Annotated in this window: 22 protein-coding genes and 1 tRNA gene; 9 read left to right on the top strand and 14 right to left on the bottom strand. The window is 48.7% G+C overall.

Features of this window, described 5'->3' with window-relative positions:
- The first annotated feature begins 470 nt into the window (after positions 1–470).
- From accC to IAD09_09935, 3 genes are read left to right on the top strand one after another with little or no spacing between them, the layout of a single operon-like run.
- On the top strand, positions 471–1,982 hold the full coding sequence (gene accC / locus IAD09_09925) for an acetyl-CoA carboxylase biotin carboxylase subunit (GenBank protein HIT82539.1): 1,512 nt from the start codon (positions 471–473) through the stop codon (positions 1,980–1,982).
- A 12-nt stretch (positions 1,983–1,994) separates the two neighbouring features.
- A complete protein-coding gene (locus IAD09_09930; GenBank protein HIT82540.1) occupies positions 1,995–2,510 on the top strand; it encodes an acetyl-CoA carboxylase biotin carboxyl carrier protein subunit in 516 nt (171 codons plus the stop codon).
- 5 nt (positions 2,511–2,515) lie between these two features.
- Positions 2,516–4,048: an acyl-CoA carboxylase subunit beta gene (locus IAD09_09935; GenBank protein HIT82541.1), complete on the top strand. Its 1,533-nt coding sequence runs from the start codon at positions 2,516–2,518 to the stop codon at positions 4,046–4,048.
- Between the two features lie 51 nt (positions 4,049–4,099).
- Here IAD09_09935 and IAD09_09940 read toward each other — a convergent pair whose 3' ends face one another.
- The 4 genes from IAD09_09940 to IAD09_09955 are packed head-to-tail and all read right to left on the bottom strand — an operon-like array spanning position 4,100 to position 9,614.
- The gene (locus IAD09_09940) at positions 4,100–5,488 is read right to left on the bottom strand and encodes a hypothetical protein (GenBank protein ID HIT82542.1); all 1,389 of its coding nucleotides are present in this window, start codon (positions 5,486–5,488) and stop codon (positions 4,100–4,102) included.
- Positions 5,485–6,546, bottom strand: coding sequence for a DNA adenine methylase (locus tag IAD09_09945; protein HIT82543.1), 1,062 nt, complete (start codon positions 6,544–6,546; stop codon positions 5,485–5,487). The genes IAD09_09940 and IAD09_09945 overlap by 4 nt, the downstream gene beginning before the upstream one ends.
- Positions 6,543–7,427 (bottom strand): Dam family site-specific DNA-(adenine-N6)-methyltransferase, encoded by an 885-nt coding sequence (locus IAD09_09950; protein HIT82544.1) that lies wholly within the window; start codon positions 7,425–7,427, stop codon positions 6,543–6,545. The genes IAD09_09945 and IAD09_09950 overlap by 4 nt, the downstream gene beginning before the upstream one ends.
- A gap of 3 nt (positions 7,428–7,430) precedes the next feature.
- On the bottom strand, positions 7,431–9,614 hold the full coding sequence (locus IAD09_09955; GenBank protein HIT82545.1) for a S9 family peptidase: 2,184 nt from the start codon (positions 9,612–9,614) through the stop codon (positions 7,431–7,433).
- 127 nt (positions 9,615–9,741) lie between these two features.
- Here IAD09_09955 and IAD09_09960 point away from each other — a divergent pair, with 127 nt between their 5' ends.
- Positions 9,742–11,667, top strand: a complete 1,926-nt coding sequence (locus IAD09_09960) for an NAD(+) synthase (GenBank protein ID HIT82546.1) — start codon at positions 9,742–9,744, stop codon at positions 11,665–11,667.
- A gap of 78 nt (positions 11,668–11,745) precedes the next feature.
- Here IAD09_09960 and IAD09_09965 read toward each other — a convergent pair whose 3' ends face one another.
- Entirely contained in the window at positions 11,746–12,582 is an 837-nt protein-coding gene (locus IAD09_09965; protein HIT82547.1) for a GntR family transcriptional regulator, read from the bottom strand.
- A 104-nt stretch (positions 12,583–12,686) separates the two neighbouring features.
- Between IAD09_09965 and IAD09_09970 the strand changes: the two genes are divergently transcribed.
- Genes IAD09_09970 through IAD09_09980 form a run of 3 tightly spaced genes read left to right on the top strand, consistent with a single transcriptional unit; the run spans position 12,687 to position 14,885 of the window.
- Complete coding sequence (locus IAD09_09970; protein ID HIT82548.1) at positions 12,687–13,592, top strand: DUF3298 domain-containing protein; 906 nt, start codon at positions 12,687–12,689, stop codon at positions 13,590–13,592.
- Positions 13,593–13,607: 15 nt separating this feature from the next.
- The gene (gene rsmG, locus IAD09_09975) at positions 13,608–14,228 is read left to right on the top strand and encodes a 16S rRNA (guanine(527)-N(7))-methyltransferase RsmG (protein HIT82549.1); all 621 of its coding nucleotides are present in this window, start codon (positions 13,608–13,610) and stop codon (positions 14,226–14,228) included.
- Between the two features lie 12 nt (positions 14,229–14,240).
- Positions 14,241–14,885 carry an MBL fold metallo-hydrolase gene (locus IAD09_09980; GenBank protein ID HIT82550.1) on the top strand — a complete coding sequence of 215 codons (645 nt, stop codon included), beginning with the start codon at positions 14,241–14,243 and terminating at the stop codon, positions 14,883–14,885.
- Positions 14,886–14,970: 85 nt separating this feature from the next.
- Here the strand turns inward: IAD09_09980 and IAD09_09985 are convergent, their stop codons facing one another.
- Both IAD09_09985 and IAD09_09990 read right to left on the bottom strand, forming a co-directional pair.
- Positions 14,971–16,545, bottom strand: coding sequence for a T9SS type A sorting domain-containing protein (locus IAD09_09985; protein ID HIT82551.1), 1,575 nt, complete (start codon positions 16,543–16,545; stop codon positions 14,971–14,973).
- Positions 16,546–16,700: 155 nt separating this feature from the next.
- Positions 16,701–17,303, bottom strand: coding sequence for a uracil-DNA glycosylase family protein (locus tag IAD09_09990; protein ID HIT82552.1), 603 nt, complete (start codon positions 17,301–17,303; stop codon positions 16,701–16,703).
- A gap of 182 nt (positions 17,304–17,485) precedes the next feature.
- On the opposite strand from IAD09_09990, the gene IAD09_09995 reads away from it, so the two are divergent.
- A tRNA-Asp gene (locus IAD09_09995) sits at positions 17,486–17,559 on the top strand.
- A gap of 31 nt (positions 17,560–17,590) precedes the next feature.
- On the opposite strand, the gene IAD09_10000 is transcribed toward IAD09_09995, so the two are convergent.
- Positions 17,591–17,983: a hypothetical protein gene (locus IAD09_10000; protein ID HIT82553.1), complete on the bottom strand. Its 393-nt coding sequence runs from the start codon at positions 17,981–17,983 to the stop codon at positions 17,591–17,593.
- 16 nt (positions 17,984–17,999) lie between these two features.
- Here IAD09_10000 and IAD09_10005 point away from each other — a divergent pair, with 16 nt between their 5' ends.
- Positions 18,000–18,494 carry a hypothetical protein gene (locus IAD09_10005; GenBank protein ID HIT82554.1) on the top strand — a complete coding sequence of 165 codons (495 nt, stop codon included), beginning with the start codon at positions 18,000–18,002 and terminating at the stop codon, positions 18,492–18,494.
- Positions 18,495–18,542: 48 nt separating this feature from the next.
- Here IAD09_10005 and IAD09_10010 read toward each other — a convergent pair whose 3' ends face one another.
- The 6 genes from IAD09_10010 to IAD09_10035 form a co-directional block, all read right to left on the bottom strand.
- Positions 18,543–19,943 carry a mobilization protein gene (locus IAD09_10010; protein ID HIT82555.1) on the bottom strand — a complete coding sequence of 467 codons (1,401 nt, stop codon included), beginning with the start codon at positions 19,941–19,943 and terminating at the stop codon, positions 18,543–18,545.
- A gap of 226 nt (positions 19,944–20,169) precedes the next feature.
- A complete protein-coding gene (locus IAD09_10015; protein HIT82556.1) occupies positions 20,170–21,129 on the bottom strand; it encodes a toprim domain-containing protein in 960 nt (319 codons plus the stop codon).
- Positions 21,130–21,334: 205 nt separating this feature from the next.
- Positions 21,335–22,411, bottom strand: coding sequence for an AAA family ATPase (locus tag IAD09_10020; GenBank protein ID HIT82557.1), 1,077 nt, complete (start codon positions 22,409–22,411; stop codon positions 21,335–21,337).
- A 14-nt stretch (positions 22,412–22,425) separates the two neighbouring features.
- Entirely contained in the window at positions 22,426–22,734 is a 309-nt protein-coding gene (locus IAD09_10025; protein ID HIT82558.1) for a DUF3853 family protein, read from the bottom strand.
- A 223-nt stretch (positions 22,735–22,957) separates the two neighbouring features.
- Positions 22,958–23,977 carry a hypothetical protein gene (locus tag IAD09_10030; GenBank protein ID HIT82559.1) on the bottom strand — a complete coding sequence of 340 codons (1,020 nt, stop codon included), beginning with the start codon at positions 23,975–23,977 and terminating at the stop codon, positions 22,958–22,960.
- Positions 23,978–23,984: 7 nt separating this feature from the next.
- The coding region (locus IAD09_10035; GenBank protein HIT82560.1) for a hypothetical protein at positions 23,985–24,148 on the bottom strand (164 nt) is incomplete at its 5' end.

Below are 24,148 nucleotides of genomic sequence, written 5' to 3' on the forward strand. Positions count from 1 at the left end.
GTATATATTCGCTCGCCCTACGAAAATACACAAACAACAATATATCAATATTTTACAAATAGAAAGATGTTTAAAAACATATTTTTTTGCACCTAAAAAGGGATAGTGACAGAAGTTTTTACTTACCTTTGCGGCCGAATTGGTCCGGGTCATCAGATGAAAAGGAAACCGGGAGCAAACCCTGAACTATCCCGCGGCGGTGAAGCACTGTCGGAATTTTCCGGGAAAAAGCTCCGTGCCACAGATAACCACATCAGGAAGGCATCAGTCAGAAGACCGGCCATTCAAAAAAATGCTGCTTTTAACTCGTGGAATCAGGAAAGCTGTCAAGAATATTATCAATTATACACCGCATTGCACACCTGCCATTTGCAACAAGATGCGGGAAAGAGGTTTATCCATCGACCGCGTCGACAACCCCGACACGGATACCCCTATTGAATAATCAAACCAAACTTAAATAGAATTTTATGATTCAGAAAATTTTGATTGCCAACCGAGGAGAAATTGCGGTGCGCATCATGCGTTCTTGCAAAGAGATGGGCATACGCACCGTCGCTGTCTTTTCGGAGGCCGACCGTACATCGAAACACGTCATGTACGCCGACGAAGCCTGCCTGATAGGGCCCGCCGCTTCTCATGAAAGTTACCTGAACATCGACAATATCATCAAGGCCGCCAAGCTGCACCATGCCGATGCCATTCACCCGGGCTATGGCTTCTTATCAGAAAATGCGGAGTTTGCCCGCCGCTGCAAACATGAGGGCATCATATTCATCGGCCCGTCGGCCGAAACCATGGAAGCCATGGGCGATAAAATCTCGGCCCGCAAACGCATGATTGCCGCCGGCGTGCCGGTCGTTCCCGGTACCGAACAGCCTCTGCAAAGCGCCGATGAAGCCCTGCGCATCTGCAAAGAGATAGGCTTCCCGGTAATGCTGAAAGCCTCGATGGGCGGTGGTGGAAAGGGCATGCGCCTCATTCACAACGAAGATGAAGTGTTGGAAGCCTACAATACCGCCCGCTCAGAGTCGATGTCGTCGTTCGGCGACGACACGGTCTACCTCGAAAAATTCGTGGAAGAGCCGCACCACATCGAGTTTCAGATTCTTGGCGACAACCATGGAAACGTCATACACCTTTTCGACCGTGAATGCTCGGTACAACGCCGCCACCAAAAAATCGTCGAAGAAAGCCCCTCCCCGTTCCTCACCCCGGAGCTTAGAAAAGAGATGGGCGAAAAAGCGGTGGCCGCAGCCAAAGCCGTAAATTATTCAGGAGCCGGCACCATCGAATTTCTGGTAGACAAGCACCGTCATTTCTATTTCCTCGAAATGAACACCCGTCTGCAAGTCGAGCATCCCATCACCGAAGAGGTGTGCGGCGTCGACCTGGTCAAGGAGCAAATACGCGTGGCCAACGACGAAGTGCTCCACCTCAAACAGAGCGACCTCATGCAACGCGGCCACGCCATCGAATGCCGCATTTGCGCCGAAGACACGGAAAACAACTTCCTTCCCTCGCCGGGCATCATCAGGCAACTCACCGAGCCCAACGGCATCGGCGTACGCATCGACAGCTATGTATATGAGGGATATGAAATACCCATCTATTACGACCCGATGATAGGCAAGCTCATCGTGTGGGCCACCACCCGCCAATATGCCATCGAACGCATGCGCCGCGTATTGTATGAATACAAGATTACAGGTCTGAAAACCAACCTCAGTTACTTGAAACGCATCATGCACACGCCCGATTTCGTAAAAGGGGAATACAACACGCTCTTCATCGAAAAAAACGCCCGTATGCTGCAACGCACCAACAGCCACAACGAAGAAATCGAAAACCTGGCCATGATTGCCGCATACATCGACTATCTCATGAATCTCGAAGAGAACACGCCCGTGCAACTGACCGACGCACGCCCCATCAGCCGCTGGCGCGAATTCGGATTACAAAAAGGAGTTTTACGCATCTAAGGGAGAAAAATTATGGAAATACATATAGGAGACCGCGTGGCCGATGTATCATTGGTCAACAAAGAAGGCAACAAAGTGCAAATCACCATCGACGGGAAACCTTATGAGGTAGACATCGTCATGGCCGAAAACGGCAGTTGCTCGATTCTGCACGACGGCGATTCATACAACGCCGAGCTCATTCATCACGAAGGCAAAAAGAGCTATGATGTCAACATCTTTTATCGGTCATATCACATCGACATCGTCGACAGCCAAGCCAAATACCTGCGCATGAAAAAAGGCGACGATACCCGCCAAGACGATAAAATCATCGCCCCGATGCCCGGCAAGGTGGTAAAGATACCCGTACAAAAAGGTGACCACCTGCAAGCCGGCGACATCGTCATCGTACTCGAAGCCATGAAGATGCAAAGCAACTACAAGGTCAATTCGGAGTGCATCGTCAAAGACATTCTGGTGAACGAAGGCGACTCTGTAAACGGAAATCAAACATTGGTTTTACTGGATATTATACCTAACGACTGAACACAATGGAAAGAGAAAAAATATACGAGGCATTTGAAGCCCTCGACAAAAAAGCCTCACAAGGCGGAGGCATCGAAAAAATAGAAAAACAACATGAGTCGGGACGCATGACCGCCCGTGAACGCATCGACATGCTGCTCGACAAGGGCACCTTCAACGAGCTCGACAAGTTTGTCACGCACCGCTGCAACCACTTCGGCATGGAGAAGAAACAGATTCCCGGCGACGGCATGGTTACCGGTTACGGCAAAATCGACGGGCGCCTGGTCTTTGTCTATGCCTATGACTTCACGGCACACGGCGGTTCGCTGAGCGAAAGCAACGCCGCCAAAATCGTGAAAGTGCAACAGCTCGCGCTCAAAAACGGAGCCCCCATCATTGCCCTCAACGACTCGGGAGGCGCCCGCATACAAGAGGGCGTGAACAGCCTCTCGGGATATGCCTCGATATTCTACCAAAACACCATCGCTTCGGGTGTCATACCCCAAATCTCGGCCATACTCGGCCCGTGTGCCGGCGGAGCCTGCTACTCTCCCGCCCTCACCGACTTCATCTTCATGGTGAAGGAGAAAAGCCACATGTTCATTACCGGCCCCGACGTCGTGAAAGCCGTTACGCACGAAGAGGTAGGGAAAGAAGAGTTGGGCGGCGCCTACACCCACAGCAGCAAGAGCGGTGTGACCCACTTCATGTGCGAGACCGAAGAAGAGACGCTCATGCAAATCAAAGAGCTGCTCAGCTTCCTCCCCTCGAACAACATGGAAGATGCTCCCCTGTCGGCCTGCACCGACGACGTACACCGCCAAGTGGAAGCCTTGCAGACCGTCATTCCCGAAGACTCGAACATGCCCTATGACATCAAAGACATCATCGAGCCGGTCGTCGACGACCAATACTTCTTCGAAGTCATGCCGCACTTTGCCAAAAACATCGTCATCGGCTTTGCCCGCCTCGGCGGTCGCTCGGTAGGTATCGTCGCCAACCAACCGGCCTACTTGGCAGGAGTACTCGACATCGATGCTTCCGACAAAGCAGCCCGTTTTATCCGTTTCTGCGACTGCTTCAACATACCCATCATCACGTTCGAAGACGTTCCCGGCTTCCTGCCCGGCACCTTGCAAGAGCACAACGGCATCATACGCCACGGTGCCAAAATCGTCTATGCCTACGCCGAAGCCACCGTGCCCAAGGTAACGCTCATCACCCGCAAAGCCTACGGAGGCGCCTACATCGTAATGTCGAGCAAACCGACAGGTGCCGATGTGAACTTGGCCTACCCGCAATCCGAAATCGCCGTCATGGGCGCCGAGGGTGCCGTAAACATTCTTTACCGCAAAGCGACCCCCGAGGAAAAAGCCGAGAAAATCAAAGAGTATGAATCGGAATTTTCAAATCCCTACCGGGCTGCCGAGCGCGGATACATCGACGAAATCATCATGCCGCGTGATACCCGCTGGAAACTGATTCAGGCCCTGGCCATGTGCTCCAACAAAAACCAGAGCAACCCGCCCAAGAAACACGGCAACATGCCTCTGTAAGGGTGGACGACATTATCATGAAAAAGGGTAGGCGTCTTTGCCTACCCTTTTTCATGCCCAAAAGTCAAATAAATTCCTAATTGCCCGATAGAACAACCGTGGGGCTCCTATCCCCAACACAAGCCGACCGTTTTCATTCAACAAAAATCCGACTTCCGGTTCGATAATCCGCACGTTTTTTCCACCATACAAGACTACGGTTTTGTCGGTACGGTACGACGCATAATATTTATCCAAATATTTTTCTTCAAAACTTCTATAAAGCACCAACTCTTCAATTCCCTTAGCCCGATTTTTATACTTCTTCCCCTCTATCGTTATAATTTCATGTTCCTCGGGGTCAACCAAAACAAGATCGGGAATGGCGATAATACAAGACTTGTCTCCGGCTTTATACGCTTCTTTGTCATCATATTTGGCCAAGGGAATATGTTGCCCGTCCGAGGTAATGAAATATCCTTTTTCACAACCGGCATGATTCTCAAAGATAGAATAGCCTTCGGTAAAATTTTCCACAACAACGTGCATAAATATCGTACCTAATTTCTCGCCCTGCGTTTCATAATGCCAATATGTGTCGGACATTTCACACGGTGGAATTTGCAATCCCTGCAATTCAACGTCCAAAACATGTGCTATTCTGACAAACTTATTGTCCACACCGACATGCTCTTGCTCCAAACCATGACAAGTAATCTCTATCCGACCAATCCACCCTAAACGTCTCAAAACGGCCGATATGATGCTCAACGCGCCTATGTTGGGGTCATGTGCCAAACCGCCCGATTTATACAACCGCCCCGATATTTCTATCTTATCGGGGGATTTTTTTATTTCAATCGGAACGTTTCCTTTGGACGGGCGTCTCATATTGTTTTTAAAGCGGATAACTTCATCTATACTTTGAAAAGGCTTAAATACATCATAATCAAGCTTTTTTCCTAAAATTTCAACACCCAAAGTCATCAATAGCCTCGTCCCGAAAATATAGGTTTCGGTGGGGGTCTGTTTCTGCGCAACCTGCAAATTATACAACATTATCTTCTTGGTCTGAGGATAATAATAGTGTATATAAACAAACTTCGAACAACGCTGGTAAACCCCTGTGTTCCGACTTTCCTTGTCATCGGTCTTCGTCTCTTCTATCGCATAGATGGGTATGTCTTCGACTCGCGGTTGTGCTTCCTGGTAAAAGACCAGGAAATCGGTAAAACTGGAATTTCCAGAGACAGTCTTTATGTATACTTTATCTATTTTAGAGCATCTAAAACCTATTACCTCATATACAAACGAAAAGCACCTGTTCTCATCGAGAATAGGCAATATCCTTAACTCCGACCCGAAAAATCCACATTTCTGATCTTTTGCGAAATACTCAAAAATTGTTTTCAACACGGCTTTTTTAGGCCGCTCTTCTGTTAGTATCCAAAGATTTTTCACGAGCGTTTCAATATATACACTTGTTCATAAACATGCCTTTTGGTACGGGAAGTGCCGTTATTATTACTTTTAAACCGCAAATACTCAAACTGTTCCAGTTCAACCTTTCCATACCGCGACAAAGTATCCATAATGCTTTCCCTATCCATGATGCCCTCAGAATTATAACTCAATACCAGATATTTATAATGACCCGTTCGAGCTATCCTGTCCAAATCGGCCAATGCCGTCTTGGCATTACAAAACGAGGATTTCTGCGTAGAATATTCCCGCATGCCTGTTAGGCCACGAATGACAGGAGCATCATAACAGGCAATCGTTTCCAGCAAATGATAGTTTGGGGCATACTGCCGCTCGTTATACGGAGGGTCCAAATAAAGAATATCGGCGTCTATATCATCTAATAATGATAAGCTATCGCCCTGATATACTTCGTTCTTACAATCATTTATAATGATCTCAACCGGACGAAGTCTCATTTCTTTAATCGCCCGGGGATCCCATTTTTTCTGAAATGCGGCATATACCCCCGAAACATTGGCGTAAAACGAAACCGTTTCGATAAGACAGGATATAAGAATATAATACTCATTTTCGGTCAACAAACCAACCTGGTTCCAATGCTCTATCTGTTGCCGTATCGCATCAATCCTCTTTCCGTTATCATCAATAAAATACATACGGGGAATTTCCAAATGCGATGTTCCTCCGGGGGTATAATTTTCAAAAATAAAGCCTTCCTGCAAGGGTATCGTGTCCAAATATTCCAATACGGCATTGAACGTAGAATCAAAAAGACGGGAAGGAATATTTCCTATTACGGAACGAAGCCCCTTGAACATTGGCATTTCATTGTTCCCGATATAGGCTTTCTGCAAGCAGTATGAAAAATACATCATATCCGACGCATAAATCTTATACCCGTTCCGCTTATAGAATTTTGCTACGCTTGCCGTTCCCGAAAAGAAATCGAAAAAACTTCGGCCAACCACACCTTTGCTCTCTAAAACAGAATAGATATGAGGTATTATATTTTCTTTGTTACCTATATATCTCATATTGCATCGTTTCCTAAGGTATAATTGGTGACTACCACCTCGATGGTGGATGTTTTCTGCCTGTTCTTTGTATGATAATTGGAGTTGGCGTAGTTGTTATTCATATAATGAACGACATACCCATTCCTCGCTATCCAACTTTTCAATATTCCATTCTCCTTTCCCTTATGAATCAAGACATTCGATAAAGCAAAGGATATTCCCGTCCTTGTCAAGTCATCTAATATTTCATACAACCTCTTTTCCTCCCGTTCCGACCAACCCGTAAAGCCTCTTTTTCCGTCGTTGTATGTGCCCGTCGTAATCAAATAGGGTGGGTCGCAATAGACAAAATCTCCTTCTCCCAATATCGAAAAATCGAACTTATTGTAATCATTGCATGTAAACGACATGTTATCAGATTGTATCCGCTCAATAAACTGCAACAAATTCCTTTTCATCGACTCGTTATAATGGCTTCGCTCCCTGCCAAATGGATTGTTAAACTCATGCGAATTATTGAAACGAATCTGGTGATTGAACGAATAGGCTACCAAAACAAACAAATCCAACGGATTCCTATCCCGGTTATAAGTATCTCGCAGTTCCTTATATCCAGCCTCGTTCGTCAAAGAGAGGTCGTATGTTTCTATTCTACGCTCGATAAACTGCAACACGGTCTGCACATGATTTTCTTGAAGAGCTACATACAAATCTATCAAATGCGAAAGAATGTCATTGAAAATCACCCTATGGGCAGAGACATTGATACCGACATTGCAGCCCCCGCAAAACAAATCGACAAACGTATTTGTTTTGCGAGGGAATAAAGGCAATATTTGGGGTAATAATCTATATTTTCCCCCAATATAGTTCAAGGGTGAACGCACATATTCACTCATCGTTTACGGCAAGAGTTGTTGGCGGAAAAATGCGATAAACCGCTTATAGAGGTGCTGGCGGGCATTTCCGCCGTAGATGCTGTGGTTGCGGTCGGCATACATCTGCATTTCAAACTGCTTGTCGGCCGCCACCAGGGCATTGATATATCGCAAGGTATTGGTATAATGCACATTGTCATCGGCCGTACCGGCAACAATCAAGAGGTTGCCCGAGAGAGAAGCGGCGCGACACAGGGGCGATGCGGCATCATAGCCGGCACGGTTCTGCTGCGGGGTCGACATATACCGCTCGGTGTAGACCGTGTCATAGAACCGCCAGTCGGTCACCGGAGCAATGGCCACGCCGGCCTTGTATACATCTTGGCTCATCGACATCGACATGAGGGTGGTAAATCCGCCGAAACTCCACCCCCAGATGGCTATGCGGGCGGCGTCGACATAGGGCAGCGATGCCATATAACGGGCCGCGGAGATTTGGTCCTGGGCTTCGAGTACACCCAGTTTGCCATAAGTGCAGCAGCGGAACTCGGTACCCCGGGCACCGGTTCCCCGGCCATCGACACAAGCCACGATGAATCCTTGGGGCACGAGCACCTGCTGCCAGTCGGCCGAGCTCCACGCATCGAGTACCTGTTGCGAGCCGGGACCGCTATACTGCATCATCACCACGGGGTAACGACGGGTGCTGTCGAAGTCGGAGGGCTTCATCATAAAGCCGTTCAGCACAACGCCATCGGGAGTCGTCATCGTGAAAAACTCCTTTTTCACAAAATCGTTTATCGGGAAACGGGCATTGTCTTCGAGCGTGCGCACCACCCGTTTGCGGCGGGTGTCGTTGAGGGTATAGACAGGGGGCGTTGCCGCATTGCTGTATTGACTGATGTAATAGGTGCACGAAGGATTGAACCACGCCGCATTGTTCCCCCGTTGGGTAGAAAGTTTCTGACGCCGGCCCTTCTTGTCGATACAGTAGAGCGTGCGATAGAGGGGACCTTCCTCGGTCGACTGGTAATAGATGTTGCCCCGGGCGTCGCGTCCGTAATAATCGGTAACCTCCCACTCTCCCGCGGTAACGGTGCGTTGCAGTTTGCCGTCGTAGCCATACTGGTAGATGTGGCGGTATCCGGTCTTCTCGGAGAAGGCCAGGAAGCAATCGGGATAGAAAACGGCCGATGTAATGTCTTCTTCGTTGATGTAGGTATCGCTCGTATCTTCATAAAGGAGACGGGTGGTCTCCTTCTCTATATCGACGGCCAACAAGCGAATATGGTTTTGCAGGCGGTTGAGGGCAGTAACGACCCACTCCCCGGTGCGCGGAATCACATTGATGGCCGGGAGATAGGTCTCACCGTCAATGGGCAAGACGACCGGGTGTGTCGCAGCGTCGCCCTCCTTCCACACGTTGAACGTGATGCGGCTGTTGTCGGCACCGGCTACGGGATATTTGAACCCGGCATAGCGCGGATAGACCTCTTGCGGGTCGTCATAACGGCCCGAAGGGGTGCAGAAAAGTTGCATGGGATATTCCTGCACATCGCTCTCGTCGGTGCGGACAAATGCCAAAGCCCGACTGTCGGGCGACCAGGCCATCAGCCTTGTCTGGGCAAACTCCTCTTCATATACCCAGTCGGTAACCCCGTTGAGAATCTTGTTTTTCTCGCCGTCGCGGGTTATTTGCACCTCGCTGCCATCGGCAAGATTTTTTACATAGATATTGTTTGCGTGCACAAAGGCGACCCGAGTCCCGTCGGGCGACAACGTGGCAATCTGTTGCTTGGGAAATTGTGCCGACAACGGTTGCAACGTATGGCTTCCCACCCGGGTGAAATAATAGGCGGCCCGGAACGACCGGCGATATATCATCTCCACGTCGGTGTATATGAGCATACGGTCTTCGTCTTCTCCAAAGGAATATCCCGAGATGCTCCGCACCGGTTGCCCGGGTACACGGTTCACGTCGAGCAATGTATCGACAACTTCGCCCGTCGCATAGGCATAGCGCACGATGCAAGTGCGGTCGGGAGAGAGACAGGTATAATGCACCCCGTCGGCCGAAGGACGTATCCCGGCCACCGACTTCGCGCTATATTTTCCCGAGAAAAGGTCATCGACTTCCATCGACGAGAGCGGTGCGACACTCAGCGAGAGGGCAAGAAGGCATAAAAATTTAGGTAGATTCAACTTCATATATTTTACCGGTTATGTATCATCAGACAAAAATAATGAATCGCCGGCAAAGAGAAAAATTTCGAGTGCAAATTGGCATGGAGCGGTGAATTTTTCTACTTTTGCACAGATCATTGACAGGAATGCTATGAACTTTGGATTTATAAAAACGGCAACGGCCCTACCCGATTGCCGCGTAGCGGATTGCCGCTACAATGCCGACCGCATCATCGAACAGCTGCTCGATGCCGACCGCCAACAAATCGAATTGATTGTTTTTCCCGAATTGTGCATCACGGGATATACCTGCGGAGACCTTTTCGGACAAAAACTCTTACAGGAAGAAGCCGAGCAGGCGTTGGGGCGCATCGTCGATGCCACACGGGAAACCCAATTGCTGGCAATCGTCGGTTGTCCGCTCGCACAAGGCAACCGCCTTTTCAACACGGCTGTCGTCATCGGCCGTGGAACCATCTACGGCGTTGTACCCAAAAGTTTCCTGCCCAACTACAAAGAATTTTACGAAAAACGCTGGTTCTGCCCCGCCGACGAGGCCGAAAGCGAGTGGCTCTCTTGCTGCGGGCAGGAAGTGCCGTTCGGCACGCGCATGCTCTTCACCTCGGGCAACGCCTCCCTGGCCGTAGAGTTGTGTGAAGATATGTGGGTTGCCATTCCACCCTCGTCGCGTCACGCCCTGCACGGAGCCAACATCATTGCCAACCTCTCGGCCAGCGACGAACTGGCAGGAAAGCACAACTACCTGCGGCAACTCATCGCGCAACAGTCGGCACGCACCATGACAGCCTATCTCTACGCATCGGCCGGGTTGGGCGAATCATCGACCGATGTCGTTTTCGGAGGGAATGGCATCATTGCCGAGAACGGAACCATACTGGCCGAAAGCCGGCGTTTCTCCGACACGGCTCAACTCATCGTCACCGAAATCGACGTCGAACGGTTGATGTGCGAACGACGGACAAATACCGGGTATGCCGGGAATCTCGACCAGGAATCCTACCGCAACATTCCCGTCGAATTGCCCCACTACACCATCGAAGGGCTCTCGCGTGCGATAGACCCCCACCCTTTTATCCCGCACATCGAACAGCTGCTCAGCGAACGTTGCGAAGAAATTTTCAATATACAGGTATCGGGACTTGTGAAACGACTGAAACACACAGGCGCCAAACAGGTCGTAGTGGGCATCTCGGGAGGTCTCGATTCGACACTGGCGCTACTCGTCACGGTCAGAGCCTTCGACCGGCTGCACATCGACCGCTCGCACATCTTGGGCATCACCATGCCGGGATTCGGCACCACCGACCGCACCTACAACAATGCCCTCGACCTCATGTGTTCGCTGGGGGTAACGATACGCGAAATCAGTATCAAGAAAGCCTGTTTGCAACACTTCGAGGACATCGGTCACGACGTCGACGTGCACGACGTCACCTATGAAAACAGCCAGGCGCGCGAGCGCACCCAAATCCTGATGGACATTGCCAACCAAGTGTACGGACTTGTCATCGGCACCGGTGACCTCTCGGAGTTGGCATTGGGCTGGGCGACCTACAACGGCGACCACATGTCGATGTATGGCGTCAACGCGGGAGTCCCCAAGACCTTGGTGCGCCACCTGGTCACTTGGGTAGCCACGCAGGAAAAGGACCGAAAAACGAGCGACACGCTCATCGACATCGTAAACACCCCCATCAGTCCCGAACTGATTCCGGCCGACGAACAAGGCAATATCAAGCAGAAGACCGAAGACCTCGTGGGACCCTATGAATTGCACGACTTCTTCCTCTACTATTTCTTGCGGTACGGCTTCCGTCCCGAAAAGATTTATTTCTTGGCACAAGAAGCCTTCGGAGAGGCATACGACCGAGCCACGCTGAAAAAATGGCTCACCACCTTTTTCCGCCGCTTCTTCTCGCAGCAATTCAAGCGCTCATGTCTACCCGACGGGCCCAAAGTCGGTTCGGTGAGCCTCTCTCCGAGAGGCGACTGGCGCATGCCGAGCGACGCATGCAGCACCTTGTGGATAGAAGCCTGTGAGAAACTGGAAATTTAATGACCTGCATCACCGACATGCAAGAGGGGCTACCACATTCGGTGGTAGCCCCTCTTGCATGGGAAAAGTCTCCAACAATTATTTTACAAGGCGTATGCCGTCGTCGAGAATTTCTATCAGACGCTGACGGTACAACGCCCCTACGGCTTTCTTGAAATTTTTCTTGCTGCAACCAAACGCCGCGGCAATCTCTCCGGCATCGGACTTGTCGTTGAACCGAAGGAATCCATCGTTCTTGCGTATCGCATCGAGAATACCTTGTGCCAGCGAATCGACGCCGCCGTAACCCACCGGCTGCAAAGCGACATCGACCTTCTCATCGGCACGAATGTGGGTAACATATCCCGTCAAACGGTCGCCCCGATGCACCGGTTTGAAAATCTCGTTATGATAAATCATGCCCCAATGCGCGTTGTCGACAATGACTTTAAATCCCAATTCCGTCTCCTGGGTCACCAAAAGAGAGACCTCTTGATTGAGGGTATAATCGACGGGCGTTTTCTGCAAAAAGCGGTTTATCTTGGCCGTAGCCACGATGCGCCCCGAGACCTCATCGACATAGAGATAGACGACATAATATTTCCCGGGAAACATCTCGGCCCGTTGTTCCCTGAACGGTACAAGCAACTCTTTCGAAGCCAATCCCCAGTCGAGAAAAACACCGACGGGATTGACCGAGTTGACTTTGAGCACGGCAAACTCGCCGACTTGTGCATAAGGCCGCTCGGTCGTCGCAATGACACGGTCTTCGCTATCGTAATAGACAAACACCTCTACCGCATCGCCTACCCGACTTCCCTCGGGAAGATAACGCTGCGGCAACAATATTTCGCCCAGTTCCCCGCCATCGAGATAGACACCGAAATCGACCGAACGCAAAATCGGCAATGTGTTGTATTTTCCTACTTCTGTCATAAAAATTTCTTAACCGATACAAATATACGACAACTATTCGGTTTCCCGTTTTTTTTCGCTATATTTGTATTTCCATACTATGTTTCACTTTAACCGATACCACTATGAACCGCTTCAAGACAACACTTGCCACGGCAAGTTGCCTGTTTCTGATGGCGTCGTGCCAATGGAACTCTGAAAACAAAGAGAATACCGAAACTTCTGTCTCACCCAAAGAGACGGTATCAAAAACAGCACCGGTCAAAGCGCAACCCGCAAAAGCGAAAGAAGGTCTCACATTTTCGACCTATACCTATTCCGAAAAAAAACACATCGACAACAATACCGAACTTCCCTGCTGCTCCATCGACATCAACCTCTCATACCCCACGGGCGGCAACACGGTGAAAACCTCTTTGAACCAACTGCAACGCATCTTTGTAGCCGCTCTGCCCGAAGGCATGCAGGAGAGCGACTCTCCCCGCACCGCCGCAGAACGGTTTGTCAAAAACTATATCGCCGAATACCAGGCCGACATAAAGCCTTACCTCAAAAAACGCCGACATCGGGAAGAGGCATGGATGAACTATGAAATGTCGGTACAAAGCAAGAACTTATACAACGCCCACTCGTTTTGGGGATTCAGCGTCGAAATCTATACTTATACCGGCGGCGCACACGGTATGACCACGACTTCATACACGGTTGTCGACCTCAATAGCGGGAAATCCCTGTTGCTCAGCGACCTGTTTGCCGAGAGCGACTATCACCTGATAAACCGCATGTTGTGCCAGCAACTCGCCGATGACCTCGGTACAAGCGTCGACCGTCTCGAAGAGAAATTCTACCAGCCCGACAATATCGTTGTCGACGACAACTTCATGATAAGCGACACCGGCATTACCTGGCTCTTCAATCCCTATGACATTGCTCCCTACTCCAACGGTACGACCCGCATCACACTGCCCTACCGGGCCATCGTAGGATACCTTGTCGCCAACTCTCCGCTGAAACGCATCGCCTCGAAATAACACCCAATCGCCATCATGCAAATTATCGAGAAATATTTTCCCAACATGACCGTTCGGCAACACGACCAGTTTGCCGCCTTGCAAGAGCTGTATAACGACTGGAACGCAAAAATCAACGTGATTTCGCGCAAGGACATCGACAACCTCTATCCCCACCATGTGCTGCACTCGCTCGGCATAGCCAAAGTAATCCAGTTCTCACCCGCGACAACGGTTCTCGACGTGGGAACCGGCGGCGGATTTCCCGGCATACCCTTGGCCATACTCTTTCCCGAATGCCGCTTCCACCTCATCGACCGCATCGGCAAGAAGGTAAAAGTAGCCCAAGAAGTGGCGCAAAGCATCGGATTGGAAAACGTGACATTCGCCCATTGCAGCGTGGAAGAAAACAAAAACAGATACGACTTTATCGTGAGCCGTGCCGTCATGCCGTTGGGAGACCTCCTAAAATTGGTCCGCAAAAATGTGAGCAAACAACAACACAACGCCATGCCCAACGGCTTGATATGCCTTAAAGGCGGCGAAATGCAAGGCGAGATAGCTCCCGTAAGGAATACCGCCCTCATATTTGACCTGAAAGACTATTTCGAGGAAGAATTTTTCAAGACGAAAAAAGCCATCTATGTTCCCATCTAAACAGTCCTTCTTATGTTGAAAGTAAAATGTTTTGTATGCAACCCGGTTGCCGAAAACACATATGTCGTGTGGGACGATGAATCGCTCGAATGTGCAATAATCGACGCCGGTTGTTGCTCAAAAGAAGAGAAGCGGAGATTGCAAGAATATATCGAGCAAGAACATTTGCATGTCAAGTACCTCTTGTCGACCCATCTGCACTTCGATCATGTTTTCGGGAATCGATTCGTTGCCGAAACATTTCACGCGAAACTGTCGGCTCACCGCGACGATGCGTTCTTACTTGACAATTTCGCCCGACAAACCGCTCTTTTCGGACTGAATATCGACGAACCCGCATTGCCCGTCGACATCTATATCGATGAGACCGACACGTTGAGTGTAGGCCGATATGATTTCGCGATTCTGCACATTCCGGGACATTCACCCGGAGGGCTTGTTTTCTACTGTGCAAAGGCCGGGGTCGCATTCTCGGGCGATGTGCTTTTCCGTGACAGCATAGGACGCACCGACCTTTGGGGCGGCAACTACGAGGCTCTCATCACGGGCATCAAAGAGAAACTGTTTGCCCTTCCCGACTCGACCACCGTGTATCCGGGTCATGGTCCCCACACCACCATCGGATATGAGAAAACCCACAATCCTTATTTGATGTAACGATTCGATCCCGACTATCCGGAATATGCGAAGCCCCTGCATTTGTGAATGCAGGGGCTTCGCGCTTATGATTATACTCTCGCCCTTAATATATCATGACATGTTGCACAGCGAGAAGTTGTCCTTTCTCATCAAGAACCCGCACGATATATCGGCCGGAAGGAGTAGCCGTCGTGGAAAGTTTATTACCAGAAGTTTCAGCAACCAGCTGACCCGAAATGGAATAGAGCTGTACCGAAATGGCGTCGGTCGTACCCAAGACAACAATCTCAGAAGAAATCGTAACGACCTTCACCTCCTCGAAACTGCCGACTATGCTCTCGACATGGGAAGAGAATGCCTCCGACTCATAACACCCCAAGTCGGGAGCGGTGCCATTGTAAGGATAGCCACAATCTATACCGGCATCGATGAGCTTACTGCCCGAAGCCAGACGGAGCAATGTCGTCTCAGGCAACGAACCGTCGGCATTGCGAGGCGCAATGGCATCAGCGACATTGAGACCTTCAAAGTCGGCATCGCTGCAAGTGATACCCAAATTCCATGTATTATATTTGGCATCGACCGACTTGCAAGCCAAGCGGTTACTGTTTTTCGAACGATAGGAAACACTGTTGCGAATCAGCAACGAACCGTAAGAACCATTGGCAAAGCCATAGTCCTGATTGTTTTTATATGCCGTTGCATTATAGATTTTCATGGCACCGGCATTGTTGTTCTGGTCGAAACCTTTTGAAGCATTAGCCACGGCCAGGCAATTTACCAAAGTCACATTATGCTCGGTATTTTTTCCTCCCAATTTGAAACCGTTGCCGTTTCCATGACAAGGATAACTGGCCAGTTCCATCTCTGAGAACTGGTCGAACCACGCTTTGTCGATTTCATAACGGGGGTGGTCATACATGTCAAAGGTTTTGGGTCCATTGTCGTAACAGATGCAGTTTTCCATCACCGTATTTCCCTCACGTTGGAAAAAGTCCCAACCATCATCGCCATTCGACCACGAACGGCAACCGATGTAGGTGTTCGGATTGTCGTTGGTGTATTGCTTGTCGGCAAATCCGTCAGAGTTTTCACCATAATTAGGCGTGTTATTGTCACCCATATTCTTGTAATCGAAATTGTGGTGCGAATCGCAATTCTTTATCACATTCCCGCCACCATCCTTGTGTTGTATGCCTGAGTCTCCACAACCGTAAACTTCGAGATTCTCGATAAGGCAATAATTGGCGTTGTTGAGAAGGCCGTTTTTACCGGCATAGCGTATTGTAAAATCTTTCAGATGATAATACTCACCGCCCCCTTTCAGGCACAGCCCGATATTATTGGAGCCGGTAACTTCGTTGGCATACGGTTGTTTGCGGTAATCGAGAATGGCTTTTTCACCGGGATAACCGGCAATGACCGTACGTTTTTCGGCTGTTCCCGACTTTTTACTGGCCACATCAATGCGTGTCGAGAGGTCATACTGTCCGCCCAACAGATAGAGCGTATCGCCCGACGAAATTTTGCTGATACCCGTTTGGAACGAACAGGGTTTTGTGTAAGAAGAGCCGTCGCCCGACCCCGAAGGAGAAGCATAATAAACTTTTCCGGCAGCCATCGTCGTTACGGGAAGAAAGGCGGCCGAAAACATCATCGAAAGTAATATTTTTTTCATATTGAACGGTATTAGATTGTAAATCTCGATTTTAGCGGCGGCAAAGATACAAAGAAAAAAATATCCCGTGTAATTTTCTTGGAAATTTATTAACTGTCTGTTCCATAGATGTCTCCCGACAATAAAATGGAGAACCAATCCGAATCGGGGAAAATCTATTGCAACAAGATATGTTCCCGCTCAAACAATGAGGCATACACCTCGGCCTTCTTGGCCAAAGCCAAGGGATAAGCCCGTGAGGACGAGGGCATGCGGTAAAAGCGCATCGAGCGTCCTTCAAAATCGAAAGCCGTACAATCGCCTATGCGCGGCTCGGCAATCATGGCCGAGGCGGTGAAAACGTCGGTGGCCTTCTGCCCGGTAGCGACGACAGCCCCACATTGCGGCAACTGGCGCAACAACGCGCGCCAATCGGTGGGTTCCACGACTTCGAGGAACTTGTCCGAGGCATTGTCTTTGAGCCGTCGCACCACGGTTGCCATATCATACAGGGCAATACCTTTTTCTTGCAAAAAGGTCTCTATGCGGCCGAGGTCGAAACATTTTTTCTCAGGCAACAGGGTGAAACGGTCTTTGTCGCCATAAAAGACCAACCCCATGATGCGCCACATGTCATTGAGCCAGTTGGGGTAAAAGAAATCCATGCACCAGCGGTCGGGTTTCGGAGGGAAACTCCCCAACATCAACACACGGGCATGGGCCGGCAAATAGGGCTGCCAAGGGTGATGTTCGAGCGGAATTTTATCGACTGTATCCATCGTTGCGAAAAATAGAGTGCCAAATTAGGAAAAATGCGGTAACCACCCACTCCATCATCGAGAAAAAATTTCCTTTTTTTGAAAATGTCGATAAATTTTCCGTTCTATGCTTTGCAAGTATAAAAAATGATGCTATCTTTGCACCGCAATTCGGCAGAGAGTCGGGTTGCAGACCTCAAAAAGGTGCGGTAGTTCAGCTGGTTAGAATACATGCCTGTCACGCATGGGGTCGCGGGTTCGAGTCCCGTCCGCACCGCAATAGACATTGGAAATCAATGTTTTACAAATTAAGCACCCGATTTTACACCCAAGAATGTAAAGTTGGGTGTTTTCGTATTATTTATGATTATAAAGGGAGAGTATAAAAGTTTTTTGTCGATGCGTTCATAGGATTTATGTGCCTGATGTTTGCCGGGGGTATTGCTTATGCCATTTATCACGCCTTGTTCATTGCTGTTGTCCAGCAGAATATCGCTTCGGAAATTCTCGGGCGCACGTTTTCTTTGATATTTAGTCTGAGCACGCTCTCTTCCTTGTTGGGGATATTGGTATCGGGATATTTGGCTGAAAACATGAGTATTGCAACCTTGTTTGTAATCTGTGGGACGCTCATTGGAGCGGTCGGAGTAGCCGCGTGTTTCATCTCTTCGATAAAATCTCTGCAATAACATATTTATCACAAAGACATCGTTTATTATGACAAAAAAAGAACACATTACGATTTCAGACTTATTCCAAATATTGGATTTATTGGAAAGTACAGGCGTGAAGTATTGGCTCGATGGAGGATGGGGCGTAGATGCCCTGCATGGAGGGCAAACCAGAATCCATAGAGATGTGGATATTGATTTTGACAGCCGTTATACCGACAAATTGATTGCCTTTCTTCAGGAAAATGGTTTCGTCATAGAAACGGACTGGCTTCCTGCGAGGATGGAATTATACAGCGTCGAATTAGGGTATATAGACATACACCCGTTTATATTGAATGAGGATGGTACATCCAGACAAGCGGATTTGCAAGGTGGTTGGTATGAATTTCAGTCGGACTATTTTGGTGAAACTACTTTGGATGGCAGGGTTATTCCATGTATTTCATTGAAAGGGCAAAAGATATTCCATTCGGGATATGAATTGCGGGATAAGGATATTCATGACTTATCTATTCTTGATGCTATTTCAAAATCATAATTAAAAGCTGGAGGATCAATTCCCCCAGCTTTTTCAGCCCTCGTTACATCATAACTTGAATCCTCTACTTTTTCTTGGCTCTTCTGTTTTTCGTAAACCTTGCCGAAGTTTCTCCCATTGTTCTTTGAACCATTCGCCAATCGGTTGCCTGTTTATGGTCAGTACCAGTTTACTGTCATTGGTCGGATTCTTTTCCACTTTGAAAATATCATTCCTGATGTCAAACTTCCGTCTGTGCTCTTCGGAATAAATCCTGCCATTGCACCTGATAGCCTCTTTCTTCGTCAGAAGGCTCTCTATCATTTCTTTGGTGAAGCCGATGGCAGTGCATAGCTTTTCCATTCTCAACATTTCTTTGAGCATCGGGAACCATTTGAACGCCTTTTCAAGAATAGCATTCAGTCGTGATATTTCCTTGTCTTTGGCTTCAAGCTCCAGATTGTGTATTCCTTGCAGATTACGTATCTGCTTGCCGTGCTGTTCCTGCATGTGCCGCATTTGGGCTTTCAGGTCATCAATTCCCTTATCCCGTTTGGCTATTTCCTGATGCAATTCTTCATTGGATAGTTCCAGTTTCTTCATTTTTCCACTGCCGAAAAGAGAACCCACTCCGCTCACTATGACCGTAGCGGCATCGGTGGCTGCGCCTTTGAGCTTGTCCGTGCGTATCTCCGATTTCACCTGACGGAGTTCCTGTTCGGCAAGGTTTATCTGTTCTTCTTTGTGCCGCTTTGCTGCATCCATGCGTTGCAGTTCGGCTTTCTGCTTCTCAATGATGAAGTCGTTCCGTTCCAAATGTTTTTTGCCTGTTACAGCCTTTGACTGCCCACGCTCCATCAGCAGGATATCAGATGCCAAGTTTTGCATTTCGGTCATATCCTCATCATTGAGTTTGCGGCTCTTGCCTGTATCGTGGTTCATCCAGTCAAATACGATATGGGCATGGTAATTCGGTTTGAACCACCTTTCGCCTACTTGGAAACTCTCCATGTCCTCCGGGTCAGGTTGTCCGCCCAGCCAATGCCCTTCGTCCTTGTGCAGGAAGATTTGAAGCGGTGTAATGCCCCATCGCCTTTGGCACTCTTCGCCAAACCTACGCACATCCTCCAGCGTGGTGTCCTGTCTGATTAGCAATACACCCTCACGGATGGGAGAACATCCCGCCACCTTGATAATCTTGCCATTCTTCCCTTTGCGCTCACGCTCCTTTTCCTGCATGGCACGTCCTGTCTTTTCCTTGACCATGCGTTTGATGTTCTCATAGTGCGTCTGCAATTCGGGACTGCCGAAATCCGGATTTATCCATTGTTCGTTATCAGCCGTAAGTTCGGACACGATGTAGATTTTGGACTTGCCGATGTTGCGCATATACTCGGCAGTCCTCCGGTTATGAGCCTCGCTTGATGCCACGTTGCAAGGCTTGATATGTATGCTTGATTTTGTTGCCATCTTTTCAATTTTTGATTCGGTAATTACTAATTTTGTTTGCTGCTTTCCGCTCATAACCGCATGGGGTTCTTAGGGGTGCAACCCATAAGCGGAGTTTCCAAAGAGAGGGTCACTCTTTGGTCGGGGTTCTCAGGGGTGAAACGCCCTGAGTGGGTCATTAGGGCAAAGCCCTAATCCCCTCGGGAGAGCCCACAACTACGCAAGCGAAGCGTGTAGTTATAGTGGGCTATAACCGGAAGCCTTTCGGTTTCTTGGGTAACGCATCATTCCTCTTTTTGACGAATTGCATTTGCTCTTTTCTATCCGCCATGCGTTTCTGCAAATACTCGTTCAGGTCTTTGCATCCGCTGTAGATTTGTGAAGCGTCCCGTATATGCTGGGTGCTGTCGTATTCCTTGCGGATTTGCTGAAGGGCTTCCATTCCTGCACGGTCATTGTCAAAAAAACAGTGGATTCGCTCATAGCTTCCCAATGGATAAAGTGCTTTGGAAACATTGGCAACAGAGTTCAAAACCATGTAATCCTGCCTGTCGAAATCGGGATATTGCGGACAGCTTTCGAGCCGCAGGGTCAGAAATGAGAGGTAGTCCATAAATCCCTCGAAAACGAAACACGTGCCCTTTGGCTCTCCCGACTGTCTGATGTGGGATATTTCCTTCGGTGCGATACAGCCCTTGAAATATCGGTTGCGGATTTCATAGCCGCCCGACATGTTGGGAAACGCAATGGCGAAGTACCGTTTGCCGTTGTGCGTAAACCGCGCTTCCTTACATTCTTTTTTCGCCAGTGCCGGATTTATTCCCCTTTCCTGCAAGTAAGCGAGCAAGGCAGGAGAAGAAAGCGGCACGATTTCCAACTGTTGGAAACTCGGCTCTGTAAATGACTGCTTGCGAAAAGAGAAAGAAACGGGGTGCACGTGCGGTGCTTGTTCCTCTATGCGTTTCAAAAGGTACGGCACGCTGTCCGTTGCATAGAGGTGCGAAGCCAGCGCAATGATGTTGCCGCCCTTGCCGAGCGCAAAATCATACCATTGGTTCCGCTCGGTGTTCACCTTGAACGAGGCTTCGGTTTCTTCCCTGAACGGTGATTTGTACCAAAGATTGATGCCCTGCCGCTTCACCGGGCTATATCCCAAGCTGTGAAGGTATTCTTCCAGCCTGATTTGTTTTGCTGTCTGTATGTCCATAAATGATTGTCTTTATCGGTTATTGTTTGTTTTTCTTTTCGCCAGTATCTGTTTATAGGTTACTGGCTGTATAACCACTTCACTTTATTGTCGTATATATAGGATACGGCTTAAAGTGAAGCGGTTTGATGCGCTCCTGCAACCACTTCGCTTTATCCTAATATATAGACCCGGAGAATAAAGTGAAGTGATTGCAGGAAGCGTGTCAATAGTGGAAATCCGGTTCGTATCTGTACTTCCTGCCATTTTCCTGCACTATCATCCGCTTGTTCTTCAACACTGTGATGAGCTTAACCAGCTTGTTGTCGCTTAACGGAACACCCACCAAGGCATACGACTCTTTCAATGCTTTGCTCAGTTCCTTATATCCGTATTCGTCCTGCAACGAAAATGCTGCTTCCAGTGCTATCCGGTGTTGTTGCTCGGAAATGTCCTTGCAGGCATCAAACCTTTCGCCTTGGGGTCTGCCGGGCGCTTTGGCTTCTGTCTGGTAATCCTCCATCAGTTCAGGCAATGCCCTTTCATTGATGCGGAAGGCAAACGGCTCGAAGTCCATCGCACGGATGTGCATGGCGGAAACCTTGCTGATGTCCCCGTTGCTTTTGTCCTTTTCAACGAGCAGTACGGTTTCAGCCTTGTTGTTCAGTTCCGTGCCGATATGTCCCCTTGCGTTCTCATCCCCCTTGTTCTGGTGGAGTATCGTGTGGATATGTATCTGCCTGTCGTCCGTCCACTGCATCAGTTTCGATATGATGCGTGTCGATTCGCCGGGGCTGTTGATGTCATACACCATGTCACGGATACCGTCTATCACCACCAGACCAAGGTTCGGCGTATGGTAGATTGCCTGTTCGACAATCCTTATGCGCTGCTCCGGCGTGTATTTCCGCAGGGCAAGGAACTCAAGGTTTTCGTTGTCCTTGTCATCGGGCAGCCCTGCCATACGCATGATGCGCTCCATCACATTCAGACAGTGGTGGGGGCTTTGCTCCGTATCGACATAAAGCACTTTCCGTTTGGCTTCGGGAAGTTCAGCCGCATACCTGAGCACCGTTCCGTTCTTCAATGCCGCCGCCACGATAGCTGACACATTGAATGTCTTCTTGCTTTTGGCTTTGCCGATGGATGCACTGAAATTGCCCAGTGTACCAATGACCGAACCTTGCACTTTTAGAATCTCAGGTGCTTTCTCGTAGATTTTCGACAGGCTCAGGCGTGAAGCTTGCCAAAGGATTATTGCCTGTTCTGCCGAAATCTCCTTTATTTCTTTCATATAGTCCATAAGCATACCTCCCATTATTTCCGTCCTCCTGTTTTCTTCCCGGCAAGTTCAAGAGCCAATTCTGCATCTACGATAATCTTGCGCCCTATCTGGGTAATAGCCTTGTCTATCTTACCGCTTTTCTTTATGCGGTTGGCAGTGGGCAGACTGCACCCGAACAGTTTGGCTATACCGAGTATTCCGTACACATACTTCTTTTCCGTGTCTGTAACGGGTTGCGGCAATGCTTCGGCCTGACCTGAAGCGTGCTTACTCAGGAATATGAATTCTTCTCCTGTCATCTGCCAGACGGGTTTTGATAATAATTCTTGGATATTTGTCATCGTCCAATCTATTTAGTCGTTAAACAATCAGCCCTGCGCACTGGCTGCTATTTCTGTTCTCGAACGATGCAAAATTAGGTAGGGTTATGAGTGGTAAGGATGGGGATGATATAAACCGAATATCATTGTATCTTATTGAATGTCAGAAAATAAAAATACCACTCAAAAATTATTTTGAGTGGTAAAAGTGGAACTTTCGTAAAGTATCAGGATATATCACGGATTATCTGAATATATGTTCCATTTCCTTGGCGAATTTCTGGTTGCTGTCACTTGGAAAATCAGAAACCGGCTCCTTGTATTTGGATTTGTAGTAGCTGTCGTCAATATCCAGCAATTCCAGTATTCCGGCCTTCCATTTGTCCTTGTCCTGCTTGGAGAGTTTCTCGCCCATCAGGAATATCAGATAGCATACACGGATTTTCTCTCTCGGTTTGATTCTCAACTTGCAGTTGCAGGGTTGCAGGTTCATATTGGCATAGAAATCCAGTGCGGAAATTTCCTCGAACTGTTCTCCAACACATACCTCATGAATGAGCGAAAGCAATTTCATGCTGAAATATTCTTGTTGTCCGTCCGTCGTTTCCTGCTGGCTGATGGGGTTGCCCGGCTCGTCCTGTCGTTTCCCGTCAGGAATGTATTTTTTCAATATGTCCAGAAAAAGGCGGCTTTGGCGGTATATGTCCGTACAACGGTTCTTCATATATTGGAACGCCTCTTTCCTTGCAGCCTTTTGCTGGTCATAGAGTTCGTTCAGTATGGCTCTTTCCTTGTCATATTCAGCCTTGCAGCGTTCATATTCTTTCTCCGCCTGCTTTTCCTCTTCGGCGGTATGTTCCCTATAGCCAATGGAATCATACTTGTTGTTGGCTTCATTCAGCGGCTTGCTCAGACTTCTTGTAACATCCAGTTGGGCTTTAATTTCAGGGGAATACCTTTCCATGTGCTGATAGCAAACACGTTCTATCACACTGTCACTTATGGGGTGCGTTTCATAAGACTGTATGCTCTTTTCTATTTCGGTTCTCAGGCTGCTGAGTATCAAGGTGTATTGTTCTTTTTGCCTGTCAAGCACCAGTTCAAGGATAGCGGCTTCAAAAGACTTTGTGTCACTATACTGCCGATAGAAATCCGAAATGAATTTCTGCCTGTCAAAAGAGAAAACGTGATTGTCTATATAGTCCCTGTATATTCTGTTGAGTTCTCCGTACCGGGGGATTATCGTCTGTATCTTGTCTGCCATAGGTGTCTTACTTTTGTTTGTTCTTTTCATTGTCAAGAAGCATCGTCAGTTCTTCTTCCACCTGTTCTATACTCGGCAGTGCCGATTTCAGGTTTTCCGGCACAGCCTTGCTGAGTTGGTAGTCGCTGATACCGATAGGCTGGTCATAGCCTGTCAGCGCATACTGCGCTA

Origin of the sequence: Candidatus Caccoplasma merdavium (genome assembly GCA_018715595.1) — a bacterium.
In the GTDB taxonomy this organism is placed as follows: Bacteria; Bacteroidota; Bacteroidia; order Bacteroidales; family UBA11471; genus Caccoplasma; species Caccoplasma merdavium.